Genomic DNA, 19,553 nt, shown 5'->3' with positions numbered 1-19,553 from the left:
ACTGATGACTGTTTACTGTTAACTGAAAAAAGTGTTACCTTTGTTACTTTTCTTAATTTGCAGGATATAAAATCAGTAAAAACTGTCAACTTTGTCAAGTTTTTTATTCTGCTTACTGTTAAAATTTTGTTGCTTTGTACCACTGGCTTATAAACTTAAGAACTCATTGAAAAACGATATTATTATAAACTTTATTCATGTCCATTAAAAACACACAAAAATGAAAAAAAAGACCGGATTAATAAGCATCATGCTCGTATTGATTACTTTATTTTCGTGTAAAACCGGAGTTAAAGAACCAATGGCCTATGGGGCATTGCCTACCGAACAACAACTAAAATGGCAAGAGTTGGAATATTATATGTTTATCCACTTTGGCCCGAATACTTTTACAGATGTGGAATGGGGAGATGGGAAGGAAAACCCTGAAGTGTTTAATCCGACCGACCTAAATACAGACCAGTGGGCTGCGACAGCTAAAGCGGCCGGAATGAAAGCAATCATAATAACGGCCAAACACCATGATGGTTTTTGCTTATGGCCAAGCGAATACAGCACTCATACTGTGCGTGAAAGCAAATGGAAAGACGGAAAAGGAGACATATTGAAGGATTTAGCCGAATCGTGCAAAAAATACGGATTGCTTTTGGGAGTTTACCTTTCTCCGTGGGATCAGAACCATCCTGCATATAATACACCTGAGTACAACCAGATATTTGCAAACACCCTCAACGAAGTACATTCCAATTATGGTGATATATTCGAACAATGGTTTGACGGGGCCAATGATGGAACATCTAAGCAAGTATATGATTGGGACTTGTTCCACAAAGCAGTTTTCGAAAAGCATCCGCATGCCATAATATTCAGTGATGTGGGTCCCGGATGCCGTTGGTGCGGAAACGAGAGAGGATATGCCGGTGAAACAAACTGGTCGATGATAAATGCGGAGGGATACACTCCGGGTGCAAATGCTCCGGATATAAAAACACTGAACGAAGGTTTGCCTGACGGTAAAGAATGGATTCCGGCCGAAGTAGACGTATCTGTCCGTCCCGGATGGTTCTACAGTCCGGCAACAGATGACAAAGTCAAGTCTGTATCGCACCTGATGGATATATATTACTCCTCGGTAGGAAGGAACGCCAACCTGCTCCTTAATGTTCCACCTGACAGAAGGGGGCAAATACATCCAAACGATTCCATTCGCCTCATGGAATTTAAAGAAGCCCGGGAGAAGGCACTTCAAACAAATCTTGCTAAAGACGTAAAAGCCACAGCAAGTAATATCCGAGGAAATTCGGATAAGTATTCAACCTCCAAGCTATTCGATGGAGATAAAAGTACATATTGGGCTACTGATGATGGTATAAAAACAGCCTCGATAGAAGTTGACTTCGGAAAAACAGTTATGTTTAATAGAATATTACTGCAAGAATATATTGCCTTGGGACAAAGAATTGCTCAATTTGACGTAAAATACTGGAACGACAAGGAACAAGCATGGAATGATCTTGCCAGCGCCACAACGATAGGATATAAACGAATCTTGTGCACCCCTCAGGTTTCGTCTTCAAAGATAAAGATCGACATTACCAAATCTTTAGCCGAACCATTACTGAATAATCTGGAGGTATACAATGCCCCTGAAAATCTTTCATCTACAGCCGAAGGAGAAAGGCTGACAAATAGAAAAAATGTAAAATTCAACATCAAGCCATCCAAGGATATCGTTACTACAAAGAAAAAAGACGGGACAATACTTTACACAGAAAAGAAGGGGAATCCCATAATTATCGAAATGGATAAAGAGAACTTAATCAGGGGATTTAAGTTTACTCCGGATATCTCAGGAGAAAAAAGTACAATTCAAAGATACAATTGTTACTATAGTTTCAACGGGATGGAATGGAAAACTGTTATTTCCAACGGTGTATTTAATAATATTAAGAACAATCCAATGATGCAGGAGATTTTGTTTCCAACAGCGGTCCGTGGAAAATTTCTAAAAATAGAACCTATAGTATTAACAGAAAGTAATGACAATGAATATACTTATTGCACAATTGATGTTATTCTCTAGTTGGATTTAATGAGATTTTCAGAATATGATTTTATCTCTCTTACAATAATTATTATCTTACAGACTAATATTTTATCATTTTCTTTTATCTATTCCATTTTGTTCAGCGGAACAGATACTATATGCTATAGAAAACAATCCGGCTTATAATAATTCAAGAGCTGGATTGTTACTTTAGCAAACAAAAAAGAGTCATAATATCAATAAACTCAATAAAGGATGAATAATAGATAATAAAAAGCAAGGTAATTCCGGGGAATAATTCGTCTAAAAAAGAATATGCTATACAAAATTATAATATGTACAAAAAAATAAGCTAATAATCAATGATTACTAGCCTATCTTGTCGGGATACCAGGATTCGAACCTGGGACCCCCTGCTCCCAAAGCAGGTGCGCTAACCGGACTGCGCTACATCCCGTTTTTTGCGTATAGCGGTGCAAAGGTATGACATTTTTTTATATTTCAAAACAAATAAACAAAAAATTACAAAACATATTTTTCACCTCTTTTTAATTCTTTTATAAATAAGCATTTTAACACCATATAAAATAGTATCGATAAATTTATTCTGTTAAATAGTAAAGGAAATATCAACAGGTGCTTTTTTTGTTTATTTTTGCATCTAAATCTCAAATCTTATAATTATGGTTAAAAAGGTATTCTTCTCTTTAGGGCTATTAATGCTTTCATTTTCAGCGTACGCGCAAAACCTTCAATTGCATTTCGATCCGCGTCATGCATTACATGGAGACAAAATCTCAGATAAAAACTATTTCACAGCAACATTTGAAATGTTCAAACCTGATAAATGGGGTTCGACATTTATGTTTGTGGATTTGGATTTTAACCAAAGCCGGGGAAACATTGGTACTATGTATCTCGAAATTGCCCGCGACATTAAACTAGGCAAAAGTCCCGTTATGGCTCATGTCGAGTTTAATGGTGGTGTAGGAAAGGCCGAAAACTTTGGGTTCTCAATAGCAAATGCGTACATGGCCGGTGCATCATACTCTACAATGGTAGGCAAAGCCGTTTTAGGAACATATGTTGTATATAAATACAATGCTTTTGAAAAAGTAAGCAATGACGTACAATGGACCGTTACATGGGGTGTCGACTTATGCGACAACAAATTCAGAGTTTGCGGCTTCATGGATGTCTGGACACAAAACAAGGCTAAATCCCATGCGGATACCCAAAGCGGTAAAGAAATCGTATTCCTGACCGAACCTCAGTTCTGGTATAATGTTACCCCTAACCTGGCTTTAGGTAGTGAAATAGAAATCAGCAATAATTTCCTCACGAAGAAAGACAAGGCCTATATCAACCCTACAATAGCCGCTAAGTGGAACTTCTAAGATTTGAAAAACAATGAAAAACCTCCTCGAAAAAACGTTCAAACTAACAGAGAATAAGACCTCCATTCGCAAGGAACTTCTTGCCGGGCTTATTACTTTTTTGACCATGTCATACATACTGATAGTCAATCCTAGTATATTATCGACTACCGGTATGGACAAAGACGCCCTGTTCACTGCAACAGCTCTGGCTACAATCTTCGCGACCCTGATGATGGCTCTCTACGCCAAACTTCCGATAGCACAAGCACCGGGAATGGGCTTGAATGCTTTCTTTGCATTCACCATTTGCGGCGTAATGGGATATTCCTGGCAGTTTGCCCTGACTGCTGTATTCATCGAAGGTATCATCTTTATACTCCTCACATTCTTCAATGTACGGGAGTTGATAGTAAAGAGCATACCGAAGGTATTGAAAGACGCTATACCTGTCGGGATAGGTCTCTTTATCACTCTGATCGGACTAAAGAATGCCGGAATAGTGGTTTCAAGTCCGGCCACACTGGTCGCACTGGGTGACTTTTCCCAACATAGCGTATGGATCGCCTTCTTAGGTCTGATTGTTACTGCTGTACTATTCGTAAGGAACATAAACGGTTCCATCCTTATAGGAATAGTTGTGGCAACTATCTTCGGTATCATTCTGGGCGATGTAACACTACCAGACTCCAGTATCATCAGTACACCGCCATCTATCGCACCTATCTTTGCCCAATTCGAATGGGACCATATCTTATCGTTCAATATGCTAGTGGTAGTGTTCACCCTCCTGTTCGTTAACCTCTTCGACACTGTAGGTACATTGATCGGTGTTGTTTCCAAAGCAGGGCTGGCCGATGAAGACGGCAACTTCCCTCAAATGAAAAAAGCTCTGTTCTCCGATGCATTAGGAACTACAGTAGGCTCTATCTTAGGTACAAGCACCATTACCGCATATGTGGAAAGCGCATCAGGCGTAGCATCGGGCGGACGTACCGGACTAACCTCTGTTAGTACCGCTATGATGTTTATACTAGCCCTGTTCTTTGCTCCGTTATTCCTGATGGTTCCGGCAGCAGCTACATCTCCGGCTCTTATTATTGTCGGGCTGTTTATGATCTCTTCTGTAGCCAAGATTAACTTCAGCGACATGAGCGAGGGACTTCCCGCATTCCTTACCATCGTATTTATGCCTTTCACTTATAGCATTGCCGAAGGTATTGTATTTGGTATGCTAAGCTTCGCTTTCATTAAGGTATGCGCCGGAAAATACAAAGATGTATCAGCCACAGTATATGTAATCGCCATATTATTCCTGTTAAAGATAATTCTGGATGCATCTCATATAATGAGTAATGCCGCCGGTTAAACACAAGATGATGATATAGCTCTCAGTCCCTCCCCTCTTAACCGACCGGAGGGACTTCTGTTTTTTACATCTGCAACTTGCCGCTAAAATGCTTATCTTTGCGTAAAAGATAATCCCTATATGAAATACAGCGACATACTTCTCGATTTAGACGACACACTGATAGACACCATAGAGAATACCCGCCTCACATTAACAGAAATATATGATGACTATGCATTCAACCGCTACTTCCCGTCCTTCCATGACTTCTATACCATCTATTACGCAAATGTAAGCCATTTGTGGGAACTCTACGGCAGAGGACAGATCACCAAGCAGACACTGCAACGCGAGCGCTTTATAGGCCCTCTGAACAACATAGAAGAAGTCTCCGAAGAACAGGCTCTGGCTATCAACGACGACTTCATAGCCCGGATAATGAAAAAAGGCGTATTGGTCGAAGGCGCAAAAGAACTGCTGGATTACCTGCATCCCCGTTACAGGATACATATCCTCTCCAACGGCTTCACCGAAATGCAATACATAAAGATGGAAAGCGCCGGTATTTCATCTTACTTCGATAAGGTTATCCTGTCCGACAAAGTCGGGGTGAACAAGCCGCATCCGGATATATTCACTTATGCCCTGACAGAAATCGGGGTTAAACCCGAAAACATCATAATGGTTGGTGACAACCTGTTTACAGACATTGGCGGGGCCTACAACAGCGGACTGGACCAGATATGGTATAACCCCAAAAACAAGTCCTCCGAAGATTTCGAGCCGACCCACACAGTCGCCAGACTGGAAGAGATCAGGGACATTCTGTAAAGACAGAAACCGGATATTGGATATTATCCGGCTTCTTACTATATACACAAACTAAATAACAGTAAATATCAATACTATATTTATTAGCTCTAACTGACTTAAGCTATTTTACCAGTCAAAGTAATAAAAAGGTCTGTAACCTTAAATAATATATCAGTCCAGATATTTCTTCAAATCTTCCACCCACGCAGCAAGACGTGCATCGGTTTCGTTGTACTCGTTATCTTCATCTAATGCCAGACCGACAAAGCGGCCGTCGATAACAGCATCTGAGTCGTCGAATGTATAACCGTCGGTAGATACCGAACCCACGATTTCAACTTTTCCTTTCAGCGCTTTATATATGTAATACATTGCTCCCGCAAAACTTGTGGAGAATGAAGCACTGTCTCCCAGTGAGAATAGAGCAACTTTTTTTCCGGTAAAATCCATCTTTTCAACCTTAGGCAGAAGAACTTCCCAATCGTCCTGTAAATCGCCTACTCCTGTTGTAGATGCCCCGAAAATCAAAAAGTCATAAGGTTTCAAATCATCAACGCTTACACTCTCCGCATTGAAAAGTGCAGCATCGTCAAACAATGCCTGAATTTTTTCTGCTACCGCTTCTGTGGCCCCGGTAGATGAACCGTAAACTATTGCAATTTTGCTCATAACAAGTTAAGTAATTTATTAAATTGATTATCAACTATCTGGAATCATTCAAAATAGCAGAAGCCATAAAACTCTGCACTATCCCTCTCAAAGCCAGATACACAATAAACGCAATCCACAGGATATTGTTCGCATAAATATCTGAAAAAGCAAAATACAATACAAAAAATCCGGCAACTGCTATCAGCATGGAATTGCGCATCTGATGGGAAGCCGTTGCTCCCACAAACACTCCGTCCCAAAGAAAAGCAGAGAAGCCCGCAAGGGGAATCATATACACCCAGATATGAAATTGCCTGCTGAATTCGACAATATTCTGCTTATCGGTCAAAATACCCAATATCTGATCCAGAAAGAGGACATAGATAAGAGTAAAGAACGAAGCGATAACAATACCCCAGACAAACAGCCGTCTGACAAGAAACTTCAGCTTAATCCTGTCTTTTGCCCCTATAAATCTGCCTGTCAACGCTTCAGCAGCATAGGCAAACCCATCCATCATATATGAGAACAGAATAAACAACTGCATCAACAAGGCATTGGCTGCCAGTACATCTTTACCCGACTTCGCAGAGGCAGACATAAAGAAGGTAGTAACAGCTACAAGGGCCATTGTACGGATAAAAATATCACTGTTGACCTTAAAAAACGGAATATAAGACGATAAATCTTTCAGCACCTCCGGATTGGCATATTGTTTCAGCCAGCCATATTTTATATTCCAGATAAGAAGGAACGAAAGAAAGCCCGTATACTGTGCGCATACGGAAGCCAATGCCACCCCTTCTATCTTCATTCCAAAGCCATAGACAAAGACAAAACTCAATCCGATATTGACTATATTAACCCCAATGGCTACAACCATCGGCATTTTGGCATTCTGCATCCCCACATACCAGCCGTTAAAAGTGTACATACCCAGAATAGCCGGAGCTGCCCAGATGTATATATAAAAATAGTCGAGAGCATATCCTTTTACCGTAGGCTCTCCATTCAGCAGATAAAAGCCCACATGGGCAATAAAATATTGCAACAGAATAATAACTACGCCCGCTCCCGTTGCTACAGCGAGCGAACGAAGCAGGATATTGGTTTGCTCTTGTTGGTTACCCGCACCATATGCCTGGGCCGTAAATCCGCTTGTACCCATGCGCAGGAAAGAGAAACTCCAATAAATAAAATTGAAAATCATCGTCGCAAGCGCAATTGCCCCGATATAATCCTCCGAATCGAGATGGCCTACTATATACATATCCACCATACCCAAAAGCGGCACAGTAATATTGGATATAATATTCGGAATTGCCAGACGCAGGATGCTTTTATTCATAATGGTTACAAAAATAACAGGAATCGGTTAATAATAAAGAATGAAAAATTGATAATCAGGCATTCTTTATTTTATCGTCTAATTTCAGCTCATTAAAAAGTTGACAAACTTGACACTTTTTTCAATATATTTCATTATTAAGTAGTAAAAAGAATTTATTAATATATTCTTGTCATCCTGAGGAACGAAGGATCTCTTTCCTTCTTTCCCTGACAAATGGGTCGGGATGCTTCCTTCGTCAGCATGACAAGAGAAAGAAAAGTATATCATTAATATTTATGGAATACTTAATTACCTCTTCGCTTTTTCTTTCTTTTCTTTCCCTTATTATATACCGGCCTTCTGTTACTCACTATCACGGCCGTGCCTGTTCCTTGCCGCTGCCCGGCGCAGGCCTTATCCGGTTTTTCTATCATCTCCGCAGCCTCTGCATCTTCATTCTCCTCAATCACTTCCGAAACCTCTTTTTCTTCATCTTCAACAATATCCTTTTTTATGTTATCTATAACGGTCTCTTCCTCAATCACTCGATTATCTCTCGTCGTATACATCTCCTCCTCTTGGGGAGGCTGGGAGGGGCTGTTCCTATCCAGCAGCATTTTTATTGTCCGCAGATCGGGAGGACATTCTTTCTTTATTATCACTTTTGATTTGAAAACCAGTTTATCGGGATTCCTTTCATCAGGAACATATATATCCTTTTCCACTGTTGTCATATATCCCTCCAGTTTCTTTTTCAGCGCGGCCTGCATCATTGTCTGCATCGCTTCGCTACGGCGGCTGACAGCCATATCTACCTCTTTCCTGAATCCGGGTTTAGTATCCATCCAGCTATAATAAGCCTGTCTGCTAAAACCCAATGCCTTACATACCTGAGTCGTAGTATAAAACTCTTCTTCGATAAGAAAAACTACTTTATCCACTAATTCTTCACTATACTTTGCCATACTTTTTAAATAATTATGAGTGTGGAACAGATAATGATTATTTATTCTTTACCTGCTTTTTCAGTATAGATAAATGTATTTTGATTTCATAAAAAATTAACACAGCATATTATGAGAATCAGTAATTGGGTTTTAACGTTCAATTACATTAGTCGTTTTTCGTGACTCGGCATAATCAAAATAAATTTTGCTTCTGCTCTCGCTACTTAAAACGTTCTATTATTCTATGCATTTTTTTCTACGCGGAATTAAAATTCCTTGTGTTCCTTTTGGCCAAAGCCCCAAAAGGAACCAAAAGTGCTTTAGCGCATTAGTGACGCAGGCGGGCACCTGTTCGGTGCGCCCGCTCGCGCAAACGTCCCGTCTGTGTGTTGCGTAGCAAACATTTTTGCCCTGTCAACAAGACACGGGCTGGAAGTCCGCGCCAGCGAGGGGGTGTTAACGTCCTATTTTTAGTTACAAGTTAAACTACACTAAGAGCGGTTACCCTAATCCATGAATTATTTTTATCGGACTACATCACAAAAATTGTATCTTTATACCCGGCAATTTGTTAATTTGAACAGTTACTTAGTATCTAACATAAAACTAACTTACGAATTATGGATGTAAAAATAGAGGAAAGTTGGAAAGAACAGTTGAAAGATGAATTCGACAAAGACTATTTTGTAGAACTAACTGATTTTGTGAGACATGAATACCGTACAAAACAAATATTCCCTCCTGCGAAATTAATATTCAATGCTTTCGAACACACTCCATTCGACAAGGTAAAAGTGGTAATTCTCGGACAAGACCCATATCACAACGACGGTCAGGCGCACGGCTTGTCTTTCTCCGTACCTGATGGTATGCCCGCCCCTCCCTCTCTGGTAAATATCTTCAAAGAAATAAACCGCGACATGGGAATCCCTGTACCCGGATCAGGTAATCTGACGCGCTGGGCAAATCAGGGTGTATTGCTCCTCAACGCTACATTAACCGTACAGGCGCACATGGCCGGGTCTCACCAGAAAAAAGGCTGGGAAACATTTACCGATGCGGCTATACATAAATTAGCCGAAGGACGTGAAAATATTGTATTTATCCTCTGGGGTGCTTACGCCCAGAGAAAAGCAGCATTCATAGATACGAATAAACATCTGGTATTAAGATCAGTACATCCATCGCCATTATCCGCGCATAACGGATTTTTTGGAAACAATCATTTCAGCGAAGCAAATAAATATCTGAAATCGAAAGGGATTGAACCAATTGAGTGGTAGAGGAGCCTCACCCAACCACCCCAAAGGGGGATAGGGTACCAAAAATCAAAGCCGCGAGAATCACTTCTGGCGGCTTCACCCTTAATAAAAATCCCTATGATGTGTAAAAGGGATTCTATATCTTATATTTCACCTCTTGTACCCCAGGTTTCGGACGGCTTATCCCCCATCACAAATTCTAATGTACCTCCGGCTTCTATGTCTTTAAAGTCTATATAGAACTTATCGTAGTCTTTGCCGTTAAATGTTACACTCTGGATGTACTTATTAGCAGCACTATTATCTTTCGCTACAATTTTAAGAGTCTTTCCGTCCTTCACTTTTACAGTTGCTTCATTTATAACGGGACTTCCGAAAATATATTTACCTCCGGCCGGCTCAACCTGATAAAAGCCCAGAGCAGACAATACATACCATGCCGACATCTGACCGACATCCTCATTTCCCGAAAGTCCGGCCGGCTGGTCGTGGTAAAGTTCCGACATTACCTGACGTACCTTGTCGGCAGTCTTCCACGGTTGACCGATGTAAGGATATATATACAGGATATGATGGCTAGGCTCGTTTCCGTGAGCATATTGGCCTATCAGTCCACTGATATCGGGAGAGGCGTGCTCACCCAGCGAACCTTCCACGATAAACAGGGAATCCAGCTTCTGAACAAATGTCTCTTTACTTCCGAACAAGTCTACAAGTCCTTTTATATCGTGTGGTACCAGCCATGTATATTGCCATGCATTACCCTCTGTATAGTCATTATCGCGGTGGACGGATTCAAACGGATTAAACGGAGTCCTGAACTTACCGTCAGACGACAGGCCTCTCATAAATCCTACCGATTTATCGAAATAATGTGTATAAGATTTACTCCGTTTCAGGAAGTAATCATAATCTTCCGTTTTACCCATCTTTTGGGCCACCTGGGCTATACTCCAGTCGGCAATAGCATATTCCATACATTTCGACAAGCCTTCACTCTCTCCTTTGTCGTAAGGGATATAGCCATATTCTTTCAGGTATTTCAAGCCTCTTTCGTCCAGCATTGCCGAATTTTTCATTGCTTCGAACGCCAGTTCCTTATCAAATCCGTCATATCCTTTCAGGATGGCGTCTGCTACAACCGAAATACCCGGATTACCCACCATACAATCGGTTTCGCAACCCATCAGGTGCCATACAGGCAATTTGCCCTGCTGCTTATATATGGTGAGCATTGTGTTTACAATATCGCTCATCTTTTCTGGATGTATAATCGACATCAACGGATGAGCCGCGCGATAGGTATCCCACAACGAGAATGTTGTATAATTCTTAAATGTACCTTTCTCATGCATCTGTCCGTCAGAGCCTCTGTAATCGTTATTCACGTCACAGAATTCGGAAGGAGCTATCATTGTATGATAAAGCGCCGTATAGAATGTACGCTTAGTCTGATCGTTGTCCGCTGTAATAATGATTTTGTTCAGTTCTTCATTCCATGCTTTGTCAGCATCGGCGACAGTCTTCTCAAAATCCCAGCCTGAAAGTTCAGCCTGCATATTCAGTTTTGCATTATCGATACTTACCGGAGACAAGGCCACTTTTACAAATATATTCTCTTTATCCTGTGTATCGAACAATACCTGTCCGTAGGCCCTTGTTGCTTTTATAGTATTGCCTTCCTGTACAGCGGTAGTATCCGATACAACAAAACCTTTCATCGGCTTGGAGAAAACAGCTGTAAAGAAAATCTTCTGGTCATTAGCCCAGCCTTTCGAATAACGGTAACCTGATATCACAGAATCATTCTCCTGAGTCAGATAACCTTCCACGGGAGCATCCCAGCCTATACCATGTTGCAGGTCGATAATAACTTTCGACGAATCGGACTGAGGGAATGTATATTTATGGAAACCTACCCTCTTGGTTGCTGTCAGTTCCACATCGACATTAAACCTATCGAGATGTACAGCATAATAACCGGGTTTTACTTTTTCAGTTTCCCTTCTGAATAATGAGTAAATCCCCGACTTAGGATCTTTCAGATTTCCCCGTGTGAGCTTTACATCGCCGGTAGCCGGCATAAAGCCAATATCTCCCAGGTCACCTATTCCTGTACCACTCAGGTGCATATGTCCGAATCCGATAATTGTGGAATCGGTAATATGATAACCCGAACACCAGTCCCAGCCCTGAGAAAAGTTTGTAGGGCCTAACTGTACCAATCCGAACGGAACGTCGGCTCCTACAAATACATGCCCATGATCGCCGGTCCCTATATAAGGATCGACGTACTGGGTAAGATTTACAAGTTCCGCGCCTTTCTCCGCTTCATTACACGAATAAAACAATGTGCCTGAGATAATACTCAAACAGATTGTTTTTGCAATGCGATTAAAATTCGATCTCATTGTCTGTTTTTTAATTATATATTTAATTTTGCTTATATTCGATTTATAGTTTTCAAGCCCACTCTATGATATCTGAAGGCATTATTATATTCAGAATTAATTAGAATTTTACAGGCAACAATTACAATTATGACAAATTTACATAATAAACTGAGACAAAAAGACATTTGTTAATCATTTAATAATTTATAACAGATAAAGAACAGGGTTGCCTTCCCAGGCAACCCCTTCTTTGCCTTTTCTGAAAACCTAATACCTCTCAGAAATGAATTCAAATACAGAAATCATAAAGGCGTATATCTTATGATTAAAAAGTTATCAAACTTTTTTAAAATTAGTTATACCCCGGATTCTGAATGAGCTGCGGATTACGTTGCATTTCATCGTGAGAGATTGGCCACAACAAATCCGACTCTTTAAATTTCGCACCCGAACCATTGGTTGCTCCTACAAGGCTCACATATTCAACCTTGCCGGGTTCAGTTTCAGAGATCACAGGGAACATGCCCGTACGAACGCAGTCATCCCAGATTTTAAATTCCAATGGGAACTCCCGTAAACGCTCAGTCCAGCACTCCTGTACAAAAGCTTCTTTAGCCATAGCCTGAAGCTCTGTTTTATACTGGTCGGCAGTCTTTCCGTGAATATCCGCACGAGCTTTAATCTGAGCCAGATAGCCGGCAGCCTCAGCTGTAACACCTTCGCTTTGAGCAATGGCTTCCGCAGCAACCAGTAATGCCTCTGCCGCACGAAAGAAATTCCAGTCTTTAGTAGCCTTACCTGTAGTTAATAAAGCATTTTCATCGTAGTAATACCAACAGCCGGCTACTGTAGTAGATGTCCATACCGCACCTGTAGCCGGATTGGTATAATTCCAATGGAAAAATTGATTTGGCTGAATACGCAGGTCATCTGCTTTATATACATTAAGGAAACGATTGGTAGGACCGAACACTCTTTCAAAAATAGAATAAGTACCGAATACGGATACAGCTGATGAACTGAATGCATATGTCGGCCACCAGCCACCGTTATTTATTGTCGCATCATATTCCTGAGCATATATTACTTCATCTAAATCGTCTGTGCTACGAAGCTTATTATAAGCACTACCTAATGCCAGATTATCGTTTGTTGTCAATTTATGAGGAGAATCAATTACGATTCTAGCCATAGTAGCGGCATCTCCATATTTATTCTGACGTAAATACACATTGGAAAGTAACATTGCCGCGGCATATTTTGTTATACGGTGGTTGTTACCGGCAAATTTAACAGATGGCAGAACTTCTACCGCCTCTTTCAGGTCCGCCTCCATTAGTCCATAGACAGAAGCCTTGTCTGTTCTTGCCAAATAGAGATTCTCCAATGATTCATAAGGCTCGGTAGACATCGGGACGTCACCGAATGTTTTCACTAAATAATAATAATTGAATGCACGGAAGAATTTAGCTTCAGCTATCAGCTGAGATGCTGTCGTTGAAGACATACTTATATCCGGAATATATTTAATCGCGCCATTAGCAACGTTAATTGCCCTGTAACAGTTGTCCCAGATATCATTCATTGTACTGGATATTGTACTCGTATTTTGCTGACGTGTAAGCAGACGCGCGTACATACAAATAGCCTCTTGCCCTTCATAGCTGTTGGTGAAATATCCTGTCAACATAGGATCAATGGAAGCATTGGGGCCAAGATATGCACTACCGGCATTGGAAATACGACCGGGAGCTCCGTTCCTGTATAGGTAATTCACATTCGCCAAGGCTTGTGCCTCTGTTTTATAATAGGCAGCAGAAGTGGTAGATGATCTAGGCTCCTCGTCCAAAAAGTCATTACATGCTGTCATCACCAACAGACTTACGCACGCAAGTATATATATTAATTTTTTCATTTCATTCATTTTTTTAGATTAATCAAAATGTTAAATTAAGACCCAGTGTGAATGTTTTTGCCCTCGGATATGAGAAGAAAGTCATATTTTGTCCAAACTTGTTGGTATCTCCCTGAGAAGTACTTTCCGGATCATATCCCTTAAAGTCGCTTGAACAAATCAGGAATAAGTTATTTGCACTTCCATAAACCCGTAACGCTGAAACACCTAAGGTTTTACATAATTTCGGAGCGAATGTATACCCTAATTGCACCATATTGCAACGGATATAAGAACCGTCTACCACCCAAGAAGAATCAACAGTAGTATCCTGACCTGCATGACCGGAGTTACATAAGTAAATAGCCTGTTGCATAGTATTCGGGTTTGATCCGTTATAGGCATCGTATAGAATACTACTCAAGCCGTTAGTAATACCAAAACGGTCGTATGTGGAGTGATAGAATTGCTGCATGGTTTCTACCCCCCACACAAACTGCATATCAACAGTCAGGTCAAAATTCTTATATGAGAAATTATTGATAAAACTACCAGTCCAGTCAGGAGTACCCTTTCCCAGAATTTCCTTATCTGTAGATCGTTTAGCACGGCCTACCTGATTCAGTTCGCATTCTCCGGCAGCGTAATCTTCCTCAGTATAAACACCATATCTTCTGTAACCATAAAAACTATTCATGTTTTCACCTACACGGATAATACTTTCATAGCCTCCTACCCAGCTATTCAATAAGATGTCTTCATCGTTTTCACCCAGAGAAAGTACTTTGTTCTTATTGTAGTTCATGTTTAATGTCGTATTCCAGTTGAAAGTGTTAGTCTTTACCGGAGTTGCGTTAATCATAAGATCCAATCCCTGGTTTCTTACCGAACCGATGTTCTTAAATACAGTACTATAACCGGTAGAAGTCGGAATCGGACAATCCAGCAGCAAGTCTGTTGTCTTTTTATTATAGAAAGCGACGTCAAAATTCAAGCGTTGTTTGAACAAGCCCAAATCAATACCTATATCCCATTGTGCAGTTTTCTCCCATTTCAGATCGGGATTAGCCATTGAACTGATATAAGAATAAGGCGCGCGCGAACCATCGAGCAAGAAAGTTCCTGCCGAAACAGAAGCTAAAGACTTATAAGGATCTATTTCAGAATTACCGGTAAGCCCGTAACTGGTATGTAGCTTCAAATTGCTTATAGCGGGATTATTTGCAAGAAATTCTTCATTGGAGATGTTCCATGCTAAACCGGCAGATGGGAAGAATGCATATTTATTATTTTTACCAAACTTGGAAGATCCATCGTAACGACCGGTTACTGTGGCAGAATAACGATCTTTATATGTGTACGCCAAGCGCAAGAAATAAGAGTTCATAGAGCGCTTATTCCAGTCGGATTGAGGCGAAGATGGGGTAGTGCCGACCGACATATTGTTATACTCGTAAAAGTCGTCAGCAAATCCTTCTGTATACATATAATCGTAATCGTAGGTAGTCTGGCTCCACGAAAGTCCGGCCATAGCGTTAATACGATGATTTTCCAATACCTTATTATATGTCAGATAGGTTTCTTCCTGCCAATAAAGCTCATTTGTATGGCTTCTGTAAGCCCATCCGTTCGGCATGGAAATATTATTAAGGCTTACTGAAGAATATCCTTTAGTCGATTGTTGCTTGCTATCAATACCCAATTGAGTCTTCAAATCCAGACCGTCCATCAGGTGGAATGTCAAGGCTGCATTACCGAATATTTTGGTATTGTATTTCATGCGCTTTTGCAAATCCAATATCATTACAGGATTAGACATACCTTCGAAACCAAATGTTTCATTCATCGTAGAAGATGCGGACGTAGTGTATTCACCATTCGCATCACGCACCGGCAACCATGGCACCATCTCTATCATAGTACGACGGGCATCTTGTCCACCTCCTGTTTCCGGTGTATATCGCCCCCATGTATGGTTAACCAAGAGATTGACAGCTGTTGACAACCATGGCAGAGGTTTCGCATCGTATGTTATTTTAGTATTCAACCGTTTAGCGTAAGTATTATTTACGACACCTTGTTGATCTGTATAATTAAGGAATGCCCCTATTGAAGAATTCTTTCCTCCTTGTTGGATATTAAACTGGTGATTATGAGAAACGGCTGTACGCGTCGCCTCTTTTTGCCAGTTAGTATCATATAAAGGATTACCGTTTGCATCAAAGTAATTCCTGTCCGTAAACCAATCTGCACGATTTAAAGACCAGTTTGTTCCCTGATATTTATTTTCATTTTCTAAGCCGATCATAAAAGCATCTGTCCATTCCTGGGCATTCATAGTATCCATATAACGGGCAACAGAACTAAAGCTAAGCGATCCCTGATAGCTAACGACCGTACCTTCGCCTTTATTTCCGCGCTTAGTAGTTACCAGAATTACACCATTTGCACCTCTGGCTCCATAAATAGCCGCAGCAGACGCATCTTTCAATACTTCTATACTTTCTATATCATTGGGATTCAGCAAATAAAAATCAGACATGACCACACCGTCCACAACATACAATGGGTCCGAAGACGAGTTAATTGTAGACATACCACGTATCACCACCCTATTTGAATACGCTCCGGGTTGGCTGGAATTAGAAAAAATATTAACTCCCGATGCCTTACCTCGCAGATTTTCAACAGCACTAAAATTCTGGGCTTTTACCATATCGTCTCCTTTAGCGACAGCGATCGAACCTGTAACATCAGATTTTCTCATAGTTCCATAACCTACTACCACTATTTCGTCCAGCATCTTCACATCTTCTGTCAATGTTATATTTACAAGGCTTTGTCCTTTCAATTCCACTTCCTGGGCAAGAAAGCCGATAAACGAAAAAACCAGTGTAGCATTCGGGTTTGTTACTTTGAGTGTATATGCTCCATCCATGTCGGTTACAGTTCCGGTGGTAGTTCCTTTTACCGCGACACTTACTCCGACCAAAGGCTCTCCCTGTTCATCCTGAACTTTACCGGTTATTGTTTTACCTTCCTGCAAAGGAGTATTTACAGAAGATTCCCCCTGTTCGTTTCTATTCGATAGAATGATATGTGAACCCTCCATCGAATAGCTGACATTCGTTTCTTTAAACAAATCGTTCAACACCTGGTAAACAGGCTTTGTATTAGCCTTTACCGACACGTTCTGATCTGTTTCTACTTTATCATTATAAATGAAAAGATAATCGGTCTGCTTCTCTATTTCCGTCAGCACTTTTTCGAGCCGGATATTTTTTTCATTGATAGTAACTCTTGCTTTTTGTGAATAAGAGTCTTCAGCATAAATAGAGAGGATGCCGACGAATAATAATAACGTCGTGATTTTCATGATTCTAAAAAAATGTTTAATTTTTTCATTTTTCAACAAAAAGCGGTCGTGAAAAACTTTATTTTCCATAGATTTACGATGTTTTTGATTAATATGGTCTAAAAATTGTATTAATTTTCCTAGCCAATAGGTGTTGCCGCACTTATTGGCTTTTTCGTTTACACGATAAAAGCGTTTTTTTCAGATGTTTCCCATAGGCGGTCATTTTTTATAAGGTTAAACGATTGATTGTATCTACTTATCTTATTATTAAATCACAGAAAACAATTTATAATACCAGATTCCCTCTTCTGTTGCAGTTATACTTCTATCCAGGAATAGTCCTGTACTTACACATCTGTCTTTGTCCACACATCTATCAATATCTATTTTATATACACGATATGCTTTTCGGTATCCCTTTCATATTTGAATTTAACGTCTTTCTGCAATACTCGTAAAGCATAGTCTACACCATCAATGACACGGAATTTACCTGTATATATAAGATTGCCGACCCGAGAATTTTCGATTACGATTTTTATATCATATACCTTCTCAAATGATTTCATTATTTGGGCAAAAGGTTCATTTTTGAAGCTAATCAGGCCATCTTTCCATTCATAAGCACTAAAGTCCTCTACATATACGGTCTCTAATTTTCCGTTTTTCAGATATGCCTTATTGTTAGGCGTCAATATTATTGACTGCAAAGAATCACATGCAGCTCTTACTTTTACCTTACCTTCCATCAGCACAGTTTCGAAACTGCGACTGTCCGAATAAGCCATTACGTCAAACTTTGTTCCCAACGCCTGAACTACCCCATCCCGTGTTTTAACAAAAAAAGGTATGTCTTTATTCTTTGCCACATTAAAATAAGCTTGTCCGTCCAACGATATCAATCGTTCCTTTTCATTAAAGGATACCGGGTATTTTATTGTTGTTTTGGCATTCAGCCACACATCCGTACCATCAGGCAATATTATGTTCAAACGCTGTCCGGCAGGCACCGAAATCGTTTGAGTAGCCACTCGTCGGTCTTTCTTATTTATATGAAGGAAATAATACCAACTGCCGAATAAAGTAATAGCTACAATTGCCGCTATCTTTATAAATTCTCTAAAATAGGCAGATATACGACGACGATTCCCGGAAGGGACAGACAATAGTTCTGTATTCTCATTGATATCCGGCTCCTTACTATTAAGAAGTATAGCGTCAAACATTTTCCGTTCTTCGAAAAAGCGTTTCTCATTGTCGGGAGAATCCATTATCCACTGCCTTATAATCTCATCTTCAGCCTGAGTCGTAAGACCTTCAAAAAATTTATATAATAGTTTAAAATCCATTTTTCATTAACCTCTATATAAACAACAGATGAGCGGCAAATATCCCTAGTAGAAAAATATTTTTTCTTAGAAATGGTTTCTAAACCGAGAAGAATGCTAAGAATACGGACATATAATCTTTAAGACTGGAACGAAGCTGCGACAAGGCTTTTGTAATGTGAAACTCAACGCCTTTCGTTGTAATATTCAACGCCTCTGCTATTTCCTTATGTGATTTATTCTCGTAACGGCTCATTTTAAATACTTCTACTGTTCTTTCCGGCAGAGACGCCAGGGTTTGATCGATTATTCTTTCCACTTCTGCCGAAAAAAGTTCTTCCGGATTACATGCCGAAAGCGTTGTGATACGCATATTAAGTTCCCAGTGCGCCAGAGTCTGAATATTATCGAGCGTCTTATTTTGCAAACTTTTATGTTCGAGATAGTTAAGACACTTATTTTTTATGATAGTCAATACATACGCTTTAACATTAGACCCTGGTGCCAGATTTTGCCTGTTCTCCCAGTACGACATAAAGGCTTCGGTTGTAATATCCTCTGCAATGGAAATATCCCTTACATATGTATTTGCAAAACGTATAAAGCGAGGATAATAATCTGTATAAAATTTATTAAATAATTTCAGGTCAAAAGGTTCTGTCATATTATTACTGTTTTATACATGTAGGAGACGTTCTATATATCGTAGCCTTAAGCATATGTATGCCCGTTGTTTTCTTGTTATTTCTATATTCTTTTCAGTATTACGCATAAAAACTTTATTCTGATTTATAAATCAGAAT

The 19,553-nt window shown here is 40.1% G+C and carries 13 protein-coding genes and 1 tRNA gene; 5 read left to right on the top strand and 9 right to left on the bottom strand.

Annotated elements, in window-relative coordinates; genetic code table 11:
* The first annotated feature begins 220 nt into the window (after positions 1-220).
* Positions 221-2,083: an alpha-L-fucosidase gene (locus B3317_RS15165; RefSeq protein ID WP_291113110.1), complete on the top strand. Its 1,863-nt coding sequence runs from the start codon at positions 221-223 to the stop codon at positions 2,081-2,083.
* 346 nt (positions 2,084-2,429) lie between these two features.
* On the opposite strand, the gene B3317_RS15160 is transcribed toward B3317_RS15165, so the two are convergent.
* A tRNA-Pro gene (locus tag B3317_RS15160) sits at positions 2,430-2,504 on the bottom strand.
* A gap of 226 nt (positions 2,505-2,730) precedes the next feature.
* Here B3317_RS15160 and B3317_RS15155 point away from each other — a divergent pair.
* The 3 genes from B3317_RS15155 (at position 2,731) to B3317_RS15145 (ending at position 5,605) form a co-directional block, all read left to right on the top strand.
* A complete protein-coding gene (locus B3317_RS15155; protein ID WP_291113108.1) occupies positions 2,731-3,444 on the top strand; it encodes a DUF5020 family protein in 714 nt (237 codons plus the stop codon).
* A gap of 13 nt (positions 3,445-3,457) precedes the next feature.
* Entirely contained in the window at positions 3,458-4,792 is a 1,335-nt protein-coding gene (locus B3317_RS15150) for an NCS2 family permease (protein ID WP_291113106.1), read from the top strand.
* A gap of 120 nt (positions 4,793-4,912) precedes the next feature.
* Positions 4,913-5,605, top strand: a complete 693-nt coding sequence (locus B3317_RS15145; RefSeq protein ID WP_291113104.1) for a YjjG family noncanonical pyrimidine nucleotidase — start codon at positions 4,913-4,915, stop codon at positions 5,603-5,605.
* A gap of 153 nt (positions 5,606-5,758) precedes the next feature.
* On the opposite strand, the gene B3317_RS15140 is transcribed toward B3317_RS15145, so the two are convergent.
* From B3317_RS15140 to B3317_RS15130, 3 genes are all read right to left on the bottom strand, one after another.
* Positions 5,759-6,256 (bottom strand): flavodoxin, encoded by a 498-nt coding sequence (locus tag B3317_RS15140; protein ID WP_291113102.1) that lies wholly within the window; start codon positions 6,254-6,256, stop codon positions 5,759-5,761.
* Between the two features lie 34 nt (positions 6,257-6,290).
* Positions 6,291-7,586 carry an MATE family efflux transporter gene (locus B3317_RS15135; protein ID WP_291113100.1) on the bottom strand — a complete coding sequence of 432 codons (1,296 nt, stop codon included), beginning with the start codon at positions 7,584-7,586 and terminating at the stop codon, positions 6,291-6,293.
* A gap of 287 nt (positions 7,587-7,873) precedes the next feature.
* Positions 7,874-8,533, bottom strand: coding sequence for a hypothetical protein (locus tag B3317_RS15130; protein ID WP_291113098.1), 660 nt, complete (start codon positions 8,531-8,533; stop codon positions 7,874-7,876).
* A gap of 602 nt (positions 8,534-9,135) precedes the next feature.
* Here B3317_RS15130 and ung point away from each other — a divergent pair.
* Positions 9,136-9,798 carry a uracil-DNA glycosylase gene (ung, locus tag B3317_RS15125; protein ID WP_291113096.1) on the top strand — a complete coding sequence of 221 codons (663 nt, stop codon included), beginning with the start codon at positions 9,136-9,138 and terminating at the stop codon, positions 9,796-9,798.
* A 122-nt stretch (positions 9,799-9,920) separates the two neighbouring features.
* Here ung and B3317_RS15120 read toward each other — a convergent pair whose 3' ends face one another.
* The 5 genes from B3317_RS15120 to B3317_RS15100 form a co-directional block, all read right to left on the bottom strand.
* Positions 9,921-12,188, bottom strand: coding sequence for a GH92 family glycosyl hydrolase (locus tag B3317_RS15120; RefSeq protein WP_291113094.1), 2,268 nt, complete (start codon positions 12,186-12,188; stop codon positions 9,921-9,923).
* Positions 12,189-12,522: 334 nt separating this feature from the next.
* Positions 12,523-14,085: a RagB/SusD family nutrient uptake outer membrane protein gene (locus tag B3317_RS15115; protein ID WP_291113092.1), complete on the bottom strand. Its 1,563-nt coding sequence runs from the start codon at positions 14,083-14,085 to the stop codon at positions 12,523-12,525.
* Between the two features lie 22 nt (positions 14,086-14,107).
* The gene (locus tag B3317_RS15110; RefSeq protein WP_291113090.1) at positions 14,108-17,440 is read right to left on the bottom strand and encodes a TonB-dependent receptor; all 3,333 of its coding nucleotides are present in this window, start codon (positions 17,438-17,440) and stop codon (positions 14,108-14,110) included.
* A gap of 365 nt (positions 17,441-17,805) precedes the next feature.
* On the bottom strand, positions 17,806-18,771 hold the full coding sequence (locus B3317_RS15105) for a FecR family protein (protein WP_291113088.1): 966 nt from the start codon (positions 18,769-18,771) through the stop codon (positions 17,806-17,808).
* Between the two features lie 79 nt (positions 18,772-18,850).
* The gene (locus B3317_RS15100; RefSeq protein WP_291113086.1) at positions 18,851-19,414 is read right to left on the bottom strand and encodes an RNA polymerase sigma-70 factor; all 564 of its coding nucleotides are present in this window, start codon (positions 19,412-19,414) and stop codon (positions 18,851-18,853) included.
* Between the last annotated feature and the right edge of the window lie 139 nt (positions 19,415-19,553).

The sequence above is a fragment of the Dysgonomonas sp. UBA7710 genome (assembly GCF_002482385.1).
Lineage (GTDB): Bacteria > Bacteroidota > Bacteroidia > Bacteroidales > Dysgonomonadaceae > Dysgonomonas.
The sequence above is the reverse complement of the archived record's forward strand: the minus strand, read 5'-3'. Positions and strand labels throughout refer to the sequence as shown.